Source organism: Fibrobacter sp. UWH1 (assembly GCF_002210365.1).
GTDB lineage: Bacteria > Fibrobacterota > Fibrobacteria > Fibrobacterales > Fibrobacteraceae > Fibrobacter.
This window is the reverse complement of the sequence record NZ_MWQG01000012.1, coordinates 71290-86610: the sequence shown is the minus strand read 5'-3', so window position 1 is coordinate 86610 and position 15321 is coordinate 71290. Positions and strand designations below refer to the sequence as shown.

The window sequence follows — 15321 nt, the reverse complement described above, 5'->3', positions numbered from 1 at the left end:
TGAGACGAAAGATGAATTTTAAGAAAGTTGCTTTTGGTTTAATGATGCCTCTGGCGGTGTCCGCCGTTTTGATCGCCTGCAATGAGTCTGGTTCCAATTCGGGTAAGGGCTCTGCATCAAAGGCTGCCGTTTCTGAAGCGGATTGCCCGATTCTGCCTATGGATTCCGAAGCTACTGGCGAGTTTGACCCGGTGGCTTCCAAGGAGGCTCGCCCCTGCGGTGCCATTACCTTGTGGGGTTCCGCCATGCCCAAGTCCTTCAACATGTGGGAAGACTACAACAGCTTCTCTGCAGAGTTGATGGGCATGATGTTCGAACCGCTGGTCTCCCTCCATAGTACCGAAGACAAGGAAGTGGGCGTATTGGCTGATTCCTGGAGCGTGGGCGAAGACGGCAAGACTTTTACTTTCCACGTGGACCCTCGCGCCAAGTGGAGCGACGGCAAGTCCATTACCGCCGAAGATGTGCAGTACTACTACGACGTGATCATGGACGAGAAGAACCTGACTCCCATTTTCAAGGTGGGACTTTCTCGCTTTGACCGTCCCGAAGTTGTGGATAGCTTGACCATCAAGATGACCGCCAAGGAAATTCACTGGGGCAACTTCTGGGAAGCGGCCGGTATGCTGGCATTCCCCAAGCATGCCTGGCAGGGCAAGGACTTCAACCAGATCCGTTACGATTTCCCGGTGGTTTCTGGCCCCTACATCATCAAGACCTTCCGTGAAGACCGCTATGTGGAACTGGCCCGCCGTGCCGACTGGTGGGGCTTCAAGAAGAACTGGAACCGTGGCAAGTACAACTTCCAGAAGATCCGTTACCGCTTCATGAACGACCAGACCAAGGCCTTGGAAGCATTCAAGAAGCAGGACTTCAACGCCTACGCTATCTACACCAGCAGCATCTGGATGAAGCAGACTGACTTCGATGCCGTGCAGAAGGGCTGGGCCGTAAAGCAGCGCATCTTCAATAAGGAACCTATCGGTTTCCAGGGCATGGCCATCAATATGCGCAAGCCCGAGTACCAGGATGTTCGCGTCCGTCGTGCTCTGAACTTTATGCTGAACCGCGAAGCCATGAACGAAAAGTACATGTACGGTCAGTACTTCCTGCAGAACAGCTACTATCCGGACCTGTGGCCCAACAATACCAACCCCAAGGCCACTATGTACAAGTTCAATCCGGACAGTGCCCGCGCCCTCTTTGCGGAAGCGGGTTACAAGGTGAATGGTCAGGGTGTTCTGGAAAAGGATGGCAAACCTTTTGCAATTAACTTCATTACCAGCAGCGAAGACCTGCGTCATCTGACGCTCTTCCAGGAAGACCTGAAGAAGATCGGCGTGGTGGCCACCATCGAACAGATGAGCCAGAGCACCTTGCGTAAGCGTCTTGACGATGCGGACTTTGACCTTTACTGGGTGAACTGGGGCGCAGGCCGACTTCGTGATCCCGAGGCCAGCTGGTCCTCCAAGACGGCTATGGACAAGGGCACTAACAACTTGAGCGGTTTGCAGGACCCTGTGGTGGACAGCCTGATTGAATTGCAGAAGACTGAATTTGATTTGGCGAAGCGCAACGAAATCCTGAAGGCACTGGATAACCGTCTTTCCGAGATTGTGCCTTACGTTCTGATGTGGCAGTGCGATCACCACCGCATACTGTACTGGAACCGTTATGGCATGCCCGAAAAGGTTCTGGACAATTTCAATCGCGAAGACGCCATCCCCGTTTACTGGTGGGTGGATCCGGTAAAGTCTGCAGCTCTCGATAAGGCCATGAAGGCTGGCGAAGCCCTGCCCATTCCTGAATATGATGTAAAGTAATTGCGGATGACCGCCATGGTATAAACGAAATGCCCGTCAAGCGACGGGCATTTTTAAGTCTGCATTTTTTTGCGGTTACTTCTTTTTGGAACCTGTTTCCTTTAGTAAGTCGCTCAAGTGTCGGGGCGGGAGTCTCAGGCTCAGCCCCATGTAGATATTGTCCCATAGACCGTCGGCGTGGGCCCATCCCAGTTCTATTCCTAGAACGTTTCCCAGTTCCGCGAACCCCGCCAGATAGGTGGTGGGCATGTCCTTGTCAAAGATGTAGCTGAAGCGGACGCCTCCGTTCAATCCTTCGCCGATATTGATTTCTGCGGTGGCCATTGGGGCTGCTGCCTGGTGGATGTTTTCTTCATCGCAGCTGGTGTCAAAATGCCCGTTGCAATGTTCGTAGGTCACGTTGTTCCAGGAGATTCCTCCGCCTAGGCCGATGGCGAATTGCCTTGTGAATTCAAAGACAAGCAAGCCAACTGCGTATCCGGTGATGGCTGTGACGGAATCATTTTCGGTTTCGAAATCCTTGAACGGTTCGGCTTCGCTTGCTTCCCCGAAGGTGAGGTTGATGCCGCCTAGAGCCTGGAGGTAGATTCCGAAGGAACTTGGTGTACTGCTGGTCTGTACAGATGAAGTGCTGTTATGATTTTCCCAACCGTCATCGTAGGATTTGTATTCTGCGGCAGGAGAGCTTGTGGAAGGCTGCTTGGTGTCGAGCCAGGGATTGCGGGGTTTACCCCACACGAACCTGCCCATGAGTCCGTCCCTCAGGTCGCTGTCGTCAAATATGACGCGGTCTCGCCAATGGTCTCCCTGAACAAGGTCAGCGCTTGACCGTCTGCCGTCCAGGTTAATCGAAAAGACGATCCGGCTTGACTGGATTTTATAGTTGAACAGTTCTCGGCCGTTCAGGTAGTAGACTCCCTCGATGCCGTCCTTTGTTTTTACTAGCAGTCTTTTGCCGTATCCTTGTTCCAGTTCAAAATACAGGCCGCCGTTCGCCTTGCTTGCGTTAGCGCGGCTCTGTCGGACCAGTTCCACGAAGATGGGGGCCAGGGCGCCGCTGTTGTCGCTGTGGTGGATGATCTTCCCGCAGGCGTTGTACCATTGGCGGATCCGGTCGTTCAGGTCGTTGATGGCGCCTCGGTTTTCTTCTAGGCTAAAGTTGTAGCTGACTTCGACGCCCTTGGAAAGGGGTTCCGGAGTGTAGCTGCCTTCGAGAGTGAAATAGCGGGTGGGGTAGAAGGCGTCGACCTGCAGGGCTTCATAACACTGGTTGATGGCCTGGCGCCTTTGTTCGATAGCGTTTGAAAGTCTGTTGGGGCTCAGGCGGATTTCGCCGGTGAGCTTGAAATACTGGGTTTCGAACTTGGGAAGTTCATACTGGTAGAAGTTTCCGCATGATTCATCGATTTCTTCGGTAATGGAAATCGTGCCGCATCGGTCATTCATCACCTCGATATCGGCGGCGGTGCGCCACAGTTCATCTAGCTGCTCCCTTTCGGCTGCGGAGAACTTGCCGCTGTTTCGCATTTCCCTCAGTTGGGAAATGTATGCCTTGAGTACGGCAGGGTCCTGTTGGGACATCACCAGTTGAGGGCTTGCGAAGGCAATCCCGGCCGCCAGGCTGAACAACACCATAACCAATTTGCGTATCATGCTGAATGTAAATATAAGTTAAACAACAAAAAAGAACATCCCGCAATGGGATGTTCCTTAAAGCTTGTGAGATTTTCAACTTAGAAGTTGAAGTCTACGCCTGCATAGAGACCGGTTGCATCGCCGTCCATGTCGCCAGAACGGAAGATGAGACGTGCATCCAGGAGAATCTGCGGGTTGAGGGCGAACTTACAGCCCAGCCACAGGTTGAACTGGGAGTCGCCGCTGTCGTCAGCGCCCCATTCGTTACCCTTGTCGTCTTCCCAGGTATCTTCGGTGAGCTGCAGCTTGAACTTCAGGCCCAGATAGGGGATAAAGATCTGGTTGGGAACGGCGAAGTCCATTTCGCCAGCAATGTGGATTTCGAGACCGCGTTCGTAGTTGTCGTGTTCGAAACCCCAGTCAAGGCCGGCTTCGGTACCGAAGGAGAGGCCCTGAACGCCCTGGATCGGCATAGAGAACTGGCCGCCCAGGTAAATGGAAACTTCGCTATTGGAAGGCGGATGGCCGTTGACGCCGTCGTCATCGTTACCGATGGGGAGACGCAGGTCGATGAAACCGCTAACCATGGGGGTAATCTGATAACGGCCGCCGATGGTCAGGTCGCGGAGACCGTCGCCACCGTTGGTGCAGCCCTGGCAATCCACTTCGCTCCAGAACTGGTAGCCCCAGCCCTGCAGAGAAAGTTCCAAGTTCTGGATGACGGTGTAACGTGCGCCCAGGTTGAGGCCTGCCTGAGACCATTCATGGTGCCAGTCGTAGTAGAGGCCGCCATGGAGGGTTCCCTTGCCTGCTTCCTGAACCGGGAAATAGTCCCAAGTTGCGAATGCTGCAGAGGCTGCGATAGCTGCTGCTGCGATAATTTTCTTGAACATAAACATCTCCTTAGTTTTTCAAACCAGTCCAAAATGTAGAAAAGGTTAGACGTTTTTATATGTTAAATAATATTATCGTAAGTTTTTGTGACCGCCACCAAAAAAAGGGCCTGCCTTGCGGCAGAACCCTTTGTAATTCCAGTCTAGCGAGCGCTAGCAGGGAATTAGAAGTTGAACTTGGCGTTCACGTCGATGGTCAGGTCCATATCGTCGTCAACGAGATGTTCGTTGCCGAGGCCCAGGCTGACGGATGCGTCAAGAGAAATCATCTGGTTGATGGAGTAGCCTACGCCAACATAGGGGAAGATACCCAGGTCGCCAGTGTGGCCTTCGCCAACATTGTCGCCATCATAGGTGTACTTGCCCAGTTCCATGATCAGGTCCAAGCCTACGTACGGAGTGACAGGGCCGCCCAGAGCGAAGTCAGCTTCTGCACCGATGTTCAGCTTCCAAGGAGGAGTGGTCTTGTCGTCGCCGGCAGTTTCGAGAGCGAGGCCAGCTTCGGTACCCAGGCTGATCATGCCGAAGTTCTGAGAGAACTGGACACCTGCGTGGAAACCGATTTCGCCATCTTCACCGACAACTTCGTCAGCACCGATGGGGAGGGTTACGTCCAAGAAGGCGTTCATGGTGGGCATGAACTGGTAGCGGACCATGATCGGCAGGTTGTCGAGACCATCGCGCTTTGCGTCTTCGCCATCATAGTGGGTGAACAGACGGTAGTCAAGAACTACGCCCAATTCCAAGTTCTGGATCACGGCGTAGCGTGCGCCAACGTAGAGGTCTGCTGCAGACCACTTGTCTTCGGGCATCTGATACTTGAAGCCGACTTTAGCCTGGCCCTTGCCAGCGTCGAGAACGGGGAACTTGTCCCAGGTTGCAAAGGATGCTGTTGCAGCCAGAGCGCCTGCGAGTGCAATCTTCTTGATCATCTTTTTGTCTCCTTGATAGGGTTTTGAAGTGTTTTCGTAATAAATATAATATGCTGAATGTAATAATGTAAAGAGAATACGCTTTTTTTGGGTGATTTTTTTTACAAATGTATGACGAGTACGCTGACTCGTTGTTTGTCGACGGTTTACGGCTTGCGTAAAGACGGACGGAATGGTGCGCATGTGTGATGTGTGAACAGCTGTTGCGGTATGTCACAATGGAAGACCCATATTAAGTGAAAATCCCCTTTTTTACGAAATAATGGGTATCTTTGTAAAGTAAGGATTACAGAGGTGGAATTATGAAGATGAGATTCAATTTTATCCTGTGTGCCATGCTGTTTGCCGCCAGCATGGTTTTTGCTGCTGGAAACAGCTTTTTTTCCTTGAATTTGCAGGTTTCTTCGGTTGTTTGCGGTTTTGGTTGCGTTACGCAGGATTCTGTGTTCTACCTAAAGCAGGAAGCTGCTAGGTGCGGGGGCCCCGCAGGGCCTGCTGGTAAGACTTGTGTGCAGTCTGTAAAGGCAACACCCGATAGCCTTTACTACCTGCTGGAAAAGCACTGGATCGGTGCAAAAAGCAAGCACACCCTCAGATTGGAATCCAATATCGACCTGGGAGAAATTTCTGCCGATGGTTCCTGTGCCGTCAATCATAAGCCGTTGCCGTTCCGTGTTAGCAATGAATTTTATGGTGATGGCAAGAAAATCACCAATTTGTGCTACCATAGTTCCAAAATGAGCGGACCGGTCGGTCTTTTTGAATCAATCGACAATGCAAACATCTCTAACTTTACCATTGAAAACGTCCGCATTATCATTGATGGCGAAAGTGAAAAGGGCGAAGATTATTATCCGGTGGGAGCCCTTGTTGGTCGAATCAGCCTGTCTTCTATTGACAAAGTCAAACTTTCCAATGTCCAGATTGATGCACCTTTTGCAGGTGCCCTCGTTGGTGTACTGAACAATTCCACTGTCAAGAATTCTGTTGTGGAAGATGGTATCAGCATTATCAACAACACCAAGATCACTAGCGGTTTTGCCGGTTCCAAGGTTATGGGGAATGCCTATAACTCCACGGTCAAGAGCACGAACTATGGATATGGAGTATTCCTTGGCGGTATCGCCGGTGTGTCTGTCCGTTCTCAGGCAGACCCTTCTTTCAAGGATACTCGTGTTAATGCTGTTGTGCAGAACATCCCTGCAGATAATAATTCTGCCCTGGGTGGCGTTGTGGGTATGATGGCCGCCTCCTTCGACTCCGTTCTCAATGTGACCTCCGGTTCCCAGGCTGGCGAAGATGTTGCCAGGATTTCTGGTGGCAGCGCCATGGGTGGCCTTGTTGGTTTTGCCGGCGTGCTTTATGAAAACGGTTCCCAGCAGGAAGGTTCCATTAACATCATCAAGTCCTCTTTCAATGGTGAAATTTCTGATGGTTCCGTGGGAGGCGTATCTGTTAATAGCGTTCTCCAGAAGAATATCTTTGCCGGTGGCCTTGTGGGTCGTGATTCTCTTCTTGGTATGTCTAGACTGCTTATCAAGAATAGCCAGGCGGAACTTTCTCTGAAGGATTCTCTCAAGGTTGAAGGTATTTACCGCTATGCAGCCGGTGGTATCATTGGTGCAAGTAACCGCTGTCTCGGCGGTGATTCCGATACGATTTACGTTTCTATCAAGGAATCCCGTTCTCAAGGAAATATTCGTATTGCCGGATCCGCCAAGGATGTTGATGGCCTTCATGTTCAGGCCTTTGTGGGTGGCATTGCCGGTGACGCCTGTTTTGCTACCAATGGCGATGGGTTGTCCAAGGATACGTCTTCTGTGAATATCGATGTTCGTACAAAGACCGCCTATGGTGACTTGATGTCCAACGGCTTTACCGTATTTGACTCGGTTGTTGTGGGCGGCGTGGTTGGCTTTATGAATTCTGCCACGGCCAAGGCTCTGCCTCTTACCGAAATTTACTATGACGGTGCCATCGAAGTGGCTGACAGTTTGAATACTGTTGTTGTGGGTGGTGTTGTCGGTACGTATCCGAACCTTAATGGCGGAAAGGCTGTTGATTTTAATAGCATCTTTGTTCGTTCCGAAAACCTGATTAAGTTGAATGCGGTTCACGCCGATCCGGTAACTCGAACCTATAATGACAATCAGGTGGCTAAAATTGGTGGTGTCTGCGGTGTCTGTCGCGAACTCCACGATGTGTCCTCTGTGGCCGTAGTTGCAAATATTACTGCAGAGGGTACTTTCTCGGGTGACTCCCTTCTTATGGGTGGCATGGTTGGCCAGTCTGTGAATGTGAATGAAAAGGATACCGTGTCCATTGTAGGTGCTTTTAGCGTTGGTAACATTCTGGTAAATGCTACAATGGAAGGTAATTCCAAGAATGACAAGGGTGTTAAAAGGTTGGCTTACCTTGTGGCCGATCAGCAAACGAAAGCATATAGCATCAAGTCCTGCTACCACTACGGTGAAGACGATCTGGATGTTGGTCCCTTTGGTGGAAAGGGTGTTGCTGGAGACTGGACCGAAGACACCAATATCAAGTTCCTAATCCGTAACGGTGACGAGGCCAATCTCAATGCCAGCTACAATGGTGTACAGAAAAGTGCTGACGTGAAAAAGGAATCCTTTGCGGGTCTCCTGAACAGTGCCTTCGAAAACAGCAAGGACTATATCTGGTCTTTTGACAAAGATTACTATTTGGGAACTTTGCCCTTCCTTGCTCATGGTAGTTATTCTCCGACAATTCCCGAAGGAAAGGTCTCGTTTAAGGTGACCTTCCTGGGCTTTGACGACAAACAGTTGGTTGTGGTGAATGCAGATCCTGGTTCGGCTGCCAATGCTCCCGACGTTCCCGAAGTCGCAGGCTACACCTTTGTGAAGTGGGATAAGGATTTTTCTGAAGTTACGGGTGATCTGACTGTTAGAGCTATCTATGAAATCAACTCCTATACCGTCACCTTCCTTAAGGCCTTGGACGACACTATCTCTACGCAGCTTGTTGAGTATGGTAAATCTGCCGTTGTTCCCAGCGGTGTCAAGAAGATTGGCCATACCTTTACTGGTTGGGATAGCGATGACTACAAGGATGTCAGGAGTGACATCACTGTCTATGCAAAGTTTACGGCTAATGTTCATCAGCTGGTCTATATGGATGATGAAGATGGTGTGCTTGAAAATATTGAAGTTGCTTACGGAAGCGCAATCACATTGATGTCTGACATCGAGAAGGCTGCCGACGAAAAGTATTCCTATACCTTTGTCAAGTGGGTAATGGAAGATGGCTCTGATGTGATTCCTGCAACCATGCCCGATGAAGACGTGGTGTTGAAGGCTGTCTTTAAATCTGAAGCCGTTATGTATAAAGTTGTATTCCAGGATTTTGATGGAACAGAACTGCTGACCAAGGAAATAACTTATGAAGGTTCCGTTGAAACTCCTGCCGATCCGTCCCGTCTAGGTTATAAATTCATTGGCTGGAGCAGTGATGAATACAAGCAGGTAAAGGCAGATCTTGTAATCAAGGCTGAATATGAACAGCTCAACTATGCTGTTGTGTTCGAAGATTACGATGGCGATACCCTCAAGTTCCTGTCGCTGACTTATGGTGCAGAAGTGACTGCCCCTGCAGTACCGCGCCGTCAGTCTACGGAACAGTATGATTACACCTTCAAGGGTTGGACTCCTGCTGTAGAAAAGGTGACCGACAATGTTGTGTATGTGGCCGAATACGATTCTTCCCTGGTAAAGTACACCGTGTCCTTTGTAATCAATGGAACGGTTTATGAATCTCAGGTAGAATATGGCCAGGCAGCGGTGGCTCCCGAAGCTCCTGTTATTGAAGGTCTGACTTTTGTGGGTTGGGATTCCAGCTACGCCGAAATTGTCGGTGATCTCAAGATCAACGCAATCTATGATACTATTAAATACAAGGTAGTCTTCAGGGATTACAAGGATAGCATCGTTTACGAAATGATGGTTCCCCATGGCGACACCATCCACTTGGCCAACAGCATGGCTCTGGATCGCAAGGCTACCGAAGATTATGTGTACTCCTTTAAGGGCTGGAGCGAAGCTCTGGGCAAGGTTGTCCGCGACATGAATATAAAGGCCGTTTACGACTCTACCTACATTGGAAAGCCCAGTTCTTCCGCCTCTGAAGAACCTGCCTCCAGCAGCTCTAATCAGGTAGAAGTGCAGATTGTCTCTCCGAAGTTTGAACAATCTGGCAACGCTATCCGCCTGTCTTTCAAGACCGAGGGTTCCGACGAACCTGCCACGGTGACTGTGCTTGACGAACTGGGAATGGTTATTGCTACGGCTACGGTCACTGACGGCTACTGGGAAATGGTGCCCGCTCCCAAGGGCAAGTCCTACGTAACTGTTGAAGTGGGTGGCAAGGTGATTTACCAGGAGTCCTACGAGGTAAAGAAGGAAGTGGTCATGCAGGCCAAGAGCTGGCAGATGGTTTCTGTAGTGGCAATGGATGAAAGCACCTTGAGCGCTTCTGAAATGAATTTCTACTGGTGGGATGAACTGAATCCTGTCGGAGAATACTGGCAGTATCGTTCCTATCGCGGTGGCCCCATTGATGAAACCCGCGGTTACTGGGTTGGCTCTGCAAGGGAAGTTGCCATTCCCCTTCGTGAAGTGGAAGTTTCTGCAGATGCCGAAATCCAGTGGAAACTGGATAACAAGTATAGCGGTTGGAATCTGGTGGCAAATCCCTATGGCTGGTACGTAGACCTTTCTAAGGGAAAAACGGAAGGTGACGCCGAGGTTATCTTCTGGCACTGGGATTCCGAACTGGGTGCCTACAGCGTTGCCGAAGTGGTTGGCCCCTATGAAGCGGTATGGGCTCAGGTGGATCACTCCACGGTGTTCAGCGTGAAGGCTGACCCTGATTACAATTATGCCGAGAAGAATGACCTGTCTGTTGCTGGAAAGGTTGCCTCTATGCGCAAGGGTTCCGCCCGTAAGGCTTCTGCGGATAACTGGAGTGTGGTTGTTGCCCTTTCCGACGATAACGGCAAGGTGGACTCCTGGAACATTCTGGGTGCCGGCAGCAGTGCCGAAACCTTGGATGAGCCTCCTTCTGGCATGGGCGACCGCGTGAATCTCTCGATCCGCGAAAGTGCCAAGGGTTCTGTTCTGGCCAAGAGTATCAAGGCTGTGGCATCGGAATACGAATGGTTCCTGGACCTGAGTGCAAATACCGCCCGCGAAGGCAAGCTAACCTTTGAAGGTGTTGACGCCCTTAAGGAATTGGGTTACGTCATGTATGTGACTGTTGACGGTGAAACCAAGGAAGTGACCGACGGAAAGTCCCTGAATGTCGCCCTGAAGCAGGATGCCAAGCAGGTGCAGGTCCGTGTGTCTGCTCGCAGTGACATGGCTGTTGCCTCTGCCGCCCTGAACGGATTCAAGGTGTTGCAGAACGCAGGATCGCTGCAGGTTGGCTTCAATGCGGCCGACGCATTGGCTGGGGCCAATGGCCGCTACGCTCTGGTGAGTGTAAACGGCAAGAGCGTGGCCCGCGGCAACTTTGCCGCCCGCGCCGGCCAGAACGTACTTGATCTGCAGGCTCCCAAGTCCGGCCTTTACTTCATGCAGGTGAAGGTTGGAAGCCAGACCATGAACGCCAAGGTGATGGTGAAGTAACCTTTCGCGGTCCTAATAGTTCTTGTTTAACCGTATGAGCTTAGCCACTGGGGTTTTGCCCCGGTGGCTTTCTTACAATACTCTTACAAGTAGCTATATTTCCTATCGGAAGTATGTACTGAATAAAAGGGACTCTTATGGTGAGATTCTCGAAATTTTTGTGTGCCATGGCCTTGTCCGTGGTGAGTTTAGCAAGTCTTGCTATGGGGCAGGATGAAGAAGTCTATACGGTTTACTTCGACCTGAATCAGAAAAGTCGGCCGGGTAATGTTTTCCTGTCAGACGGTTTTATGCAGTCTTTTGAGGGTCCCGTTGATGATCAAGGTGGGGCCGAGTTCCCCAGTATAGATCAAATTTTTAGGACGGATGGTTACTGCTTTGATGGTTGGACTTTGGAGCCTGAGAACAGCCTTGCTAGTTCATACGGTAGGATAACTTCGGCTTTGGTGGCTGCTTCCGGGACAGATGATGGCAATATCCAATTGTACGCCCGATGGACTGGTATCAATTGCATTAATCCGGCTACTGTGCCTGTAGAGATTGTTCCTGAGAACGAGGGGGCTAGCTTGCATGGAAGCATTCGGTTGCAGCAGTATTATTATTCGCAGTTGTCTCCGAAATTGGAGATGGATTCGATCTCAATTGCTCCCAACTCCACGACTTTTGAGATTCCCTGGAAGTTGATTTCAGTCGGCACTACAGAAGGGAATTCGGAATATGCTTCGTTTACGTTCCATGTCCTGGATTTGCCTGATGCGGGTTATGAACTTAGCGATATTGAGATGGTTCGTGATGAGGCTAGTGCTGTAAATGGATCCGTTTGTAATGATGACTTTTCTTATGAGCGTGAAACACGGATTCTCAAAATTAAGCCGATAAGAGGTTGTAAGTACAAGCTGAAGGCTTCGTATTCCGCTTTGACCTATTCCTTGTCTTTTGAACATCCCATCGATGGTCAGGGCCTATTCTACGTGAAGGACGAATATGGTTATGGCTGGCCCAGCGGGGCCGTTGGCTATAGTATCGGGAGTGGGGATTTCCCCATTGTTTACGACATGAATGGTTGCCAATATGGCTGGGTTCCGGCCTCCGAGGAATTGGCTGAACAGTATAAGGGTGGCGTTGCCCTGGGGATGACTGCCGAACTTGCCGCAATCATGAATGCCGAAGATTCCTATTCCATGAAGTTGTCTAAGGTAGACCAGTGCAACATGGTGATGGACAAGTGGGAAAATGTTTTTTATGCGGATGAAGGGGGCTCTGTAGAAGTTGTACAGACTTACCCCAATGGCGATGAAGTAGACCTGGTTAAGCTTGAATTGAAAACCAATGTCAGCGGCGTTCCGGAATTGGATCTTCCTGTTCTATGGGGATATTCTATCCCTGTTACGGTTGTGCCCAAGCCTAAGGATGGTTACTCCTTACGTCAGATTTCCGTGGAGAAGGTAATCGATGGAGTTTCTGGAACCTTCGTGTTTAACGAAACGGCCAACGTCAATTTGATGGAAAGTGCAAGCTGGACTATTTCTTTTGAACGGAGCTCGCCCCGCTATTACGCTTATGATTTCGAGTTGACTCCCGAAGAAATGGAGGACCTGTTCTTTGAAAGTGCGGTGATCCCCCAGCCGGATACGGTTTATTACGGCCAGTCCCATAGTAGGATGGTATTCCACAAGACAAAGGCTTTTTTGGGATGGTCCTTGATCCGCGCGAGTCGTAGGAGTGCAACCGACCGTATTTATGTTGACTTGCAGGAATTGCAGGATTATGGAAGCATGAACCCCAATGCGCCCACGACCCTCTATGCCGTGTGGAAGGACAAGGACGCCAGTGATGCAAAGGAAATTGCTGTTTTTGAAGAGGGCCATGCATCGGTCTGGGCTTACCAGTTTTTTGGAAAGGATACCTTGTTCCATGCCTTTGACGAGAATGGCAAGCTGTTCGCTTCCGATACTATGGGAGTTCAAGTCTGGTTCAAGGTTGTGCCGGACGAGAAATACGAATTTGTCAAAAACAGCGTAAAAGTTTACGCAATGGAATGTGAGACTGAATATAACTCCCTCGGAGAATCTGGCAGTGAAGAGGACGGGATGAGTTATAACTCGTTAGAGGAATTTCTTGAATTCCGCGAGTGTTATCGCTTCTCGAACGAAGAGGAGGAAAACTATTATCTTGGCTGGGGTAATTTAGCGAAGGTCGTATTTGAGATTAACAAGAAGCCTGAAGAGGAAGAGCCGGTGGATGTAGAACTGGTCTTTGACGTACTGTTCGACGAAAAGACAACAGCCCTTGATAAAAAGCAGATTTATTATGGCTATGACTGGGTGGACAGTGCCCGTTACACATTCGCCAATCAGAATGATACAGCGACCTATAAGCTGCCGGCTTACGTCTATACTTCTGACGCCTGCGTTGTTGGCTGGTCCGAAAAGACGGAGCTTTCGGAACAGGACTGGGTGTATACGGCCTTTGACTTGCATCTGGCGGAACGTTCTGCCGAATCCGGCAAGAATAAGCTTTATGCCGTGTGGGCCGACGCACAGGAATGTGGCAACTACAACCACCTGAAGGTCTCCTCCGAACATGGTGTGCTGGTGCTGCAGAATGTGTCCCTGGAAAATGATTCCGTTGCCAGTGAGTATCGCTTTGCTGCAGACGGTTCCACTTTGCTTCCGAAGCGGATGGATGGATTCCGTCTTGTGGCGAATGGAACGCCGGATGCGGGCTATGAGCTGGATTCCCTGGTGCTGCATGGTTCCGATAGCATCACCTATTATTTTGCGGAAGGTGTCGCTTTGCCTCTGGCCCGCATGGATGGCGAACTGAAGGCTTACTTCGGCAAGGCCAACAAGACGCCTGTTGAAATTGTGTACGATACCTTGATGGGTTCCGGCAATGCGGTTGCGATGAAGTTCAAGACGAGCGATTTCGATGTGGCTCGTGGCGTGATGGCTTATGCCTTCCTGATCGATGCCATGGGCGTGGTGGATACGCTTTTGACAAAGTCCGTGGAGAAAACTTCTGACACTTTGAGCTTCCGCAAGTTCCCTCTTCGACCGGGAAGCTACAAGTTTAGCGTGCGCCTGTCCGAAGGCGGCAAGTTTGTGGATTCCAGGGAATATCCCTACGTGGTGGAAGATCGGATTGTGGCTACCGGCGAGGATACCTGGCAGATGATTTCTATGGCGCTGGTGGATACGTCTAAGCTTTCCCGTGATGACGACCAGATTTTCTACTGGTGGGACGACATGGGTACTCCCGGTTTGTACTGGCAGTACAAGGAACTGGGCCGTGGCGAAGAATTTGACGACCGCCGTGGTTTCTGGTATAACACTCTGACCGGTCAGGACTTGCTGCTGAATTCCAAGAGGGAACCTCTTTATAAGGACGTGAAGTGGAACCTGGACAGTTCCTACAGCGGTTGGAACCTGGTGGCAAATCCCTATGGTTGTTACGTCAGCCTTTATGCGGGGCACGAAAATGAACGCAAGTCGGTCAACGAAAAGTCCCGCGTAAACTTCGTGCGTTACGATGTAAAGTCGGGCGACTATGTGGCTGCCGATACGTTGATGCCCTACGAAGCGGTATGGGCTGAAGTGTCTGGACCTGTGGAATGGCGTCTAAAGGCGGAACCGGTATACATCTCCGATTCCAAGGTTAGCGGTAATTCGCCTGCGGTCCTCAAAAAATCCCTGGCCAAGGCCGAAAATAACTCCAATTGGTACATCCAGGCCGTTCTTTCCGATAAGAATGGTCGCGAAGATTCCTGGAACATCATGGGTGTGAGCCCGGAACCCTTTGTGGGTTCTGAACCGCCTGCCGCCATGGGTGACCGTGTTTCGCTGTCTATCGTCGAAGGCAAGCGCGCCCTGGCCAAGTCCTTTAAGTCTGAATCCCAGAGCTATAAGTGGGATTTGAGCCTGAGTGCAAGTTCTGACCGAATGGGTGAACTGACCCTGGTGGGCGTGGCCGCCCTGAATGATATGGGTTACCGCGTATTTGTAACCGCAAACGGTGAAACAACGGAGATGAAGGAAGGTGCCGCCCTGAAGGTCGCCCTGAAGACCTCCGGTTCCAATGCCACGGTCCATGTGACCAGGGCGAACGCCGTGGTGGCTTCGGCTGTGGGTGGGCTTCGCTTTGTCCAGGCTGCAGGTTCTTTGGATGTGGGCTTTACCGTGGAAGAATCCCTGGCTGGCGCCCGTATGGTCGTAAATGTGCTGGATCTGCACGGCAAGGTGAAGGCTTCTTACAAGGGCCGTGCCGCTGCCGGAACGAACCGCGTGGCCCTCGAGGCTCCCAGAACCGGCTTGTACCTGCTCCATGTCCAGGTGGCAGGGGAGAAGGCTTCCCGGAAGATTATGGTAAAATAGGT

The 15321-nt window shown here is 50.8% G+C and carries 6 protein-coding genes; 3 read left to right on the top strand and 3 right to left on the bottom strand.

The genetic code is table 11. The annotated features are described in order from the left end of the window. Nucleotides 1-11: 11 nt before the first annotated feature. Nucleotides 12-1823, top strand: coding sequence for an extracellular solute-binding protein (locus B7992_RS07510; protein ID WP_088665950.1), 1812 nt, complete (start codon nt 12-14; stop codon nt 1821-1823). Nucleotides 1824-1898: 75 nt separating this feature from the next. Here the strand turns inward: B7992_RS07510 and B7992_RS07505 are convergent, their stop codons facing one another. The 3 genes from B7992_RS07505 to B7992_RS07495 form a co-directional block, all read right to left on the bottom strand. After that, nucleotides 1899-3476, bottom strand: coding sequence for a hypothetical protein (locus B7992_RS07505; RefSeq protein WP_141100408.1), 1578 nt, complete (start codon nt 3474-3476; stop codon nt 1899-1901). 80 nt (nt 3477-3556) lie between these two features. Beyond that, nucleotides 3557-4351: a hypothetical protein gene (locus tag B7992_RS07500; RefSeq protein WP_073160296.1), complete on the bottom strand. Its 795-nt coding sequence runs from the start codon at nt 4349-4351 to the stop codon at nt 3557-3559. Between the two features lie 164 nt (nt 4352-4515). Then, nucleotides 4516-5283 (bottom strand): hypothetical protein, encoded by a 768-nt coding sequence (locus B7992_RS07495; protein ID WP_088665948.1) that lies wholly within the window; start codon nt 5281-5283, stop codon nt 4516-4518. 302 nt (nt 5284-5585) lie between these two features. Between B7992_RS07495 and B7992_RS07490 the strand changes: the two genes are divergently transcribed. Next, nucleotides 5586-10946 (top strand): InlB B-repeat-containing protein, encoded by a 5361-nt coding sequence (locus B7992_RS07490; protein ID WP_088665947.1) that lies wholly within the window; start codon nt 5586-5588, stop codon nt 10944-10946. Between the two features lie 137 nt (nt 10947-11083). Then, the gene (locus tag B7992_RS07485; RefSeq protein WP_141100407.1) at nt 11084-15319 is read left to right on the top strand and encodes a T9SS type A sorting domain-containing protein; all 4236 of its coding nucleotides are present in this window, start codon (nt 11084-11086) and stop codon (nt 15317-15319) included. Nucleotides 15320-15321 lie beyond the last annotated feature (2 nt).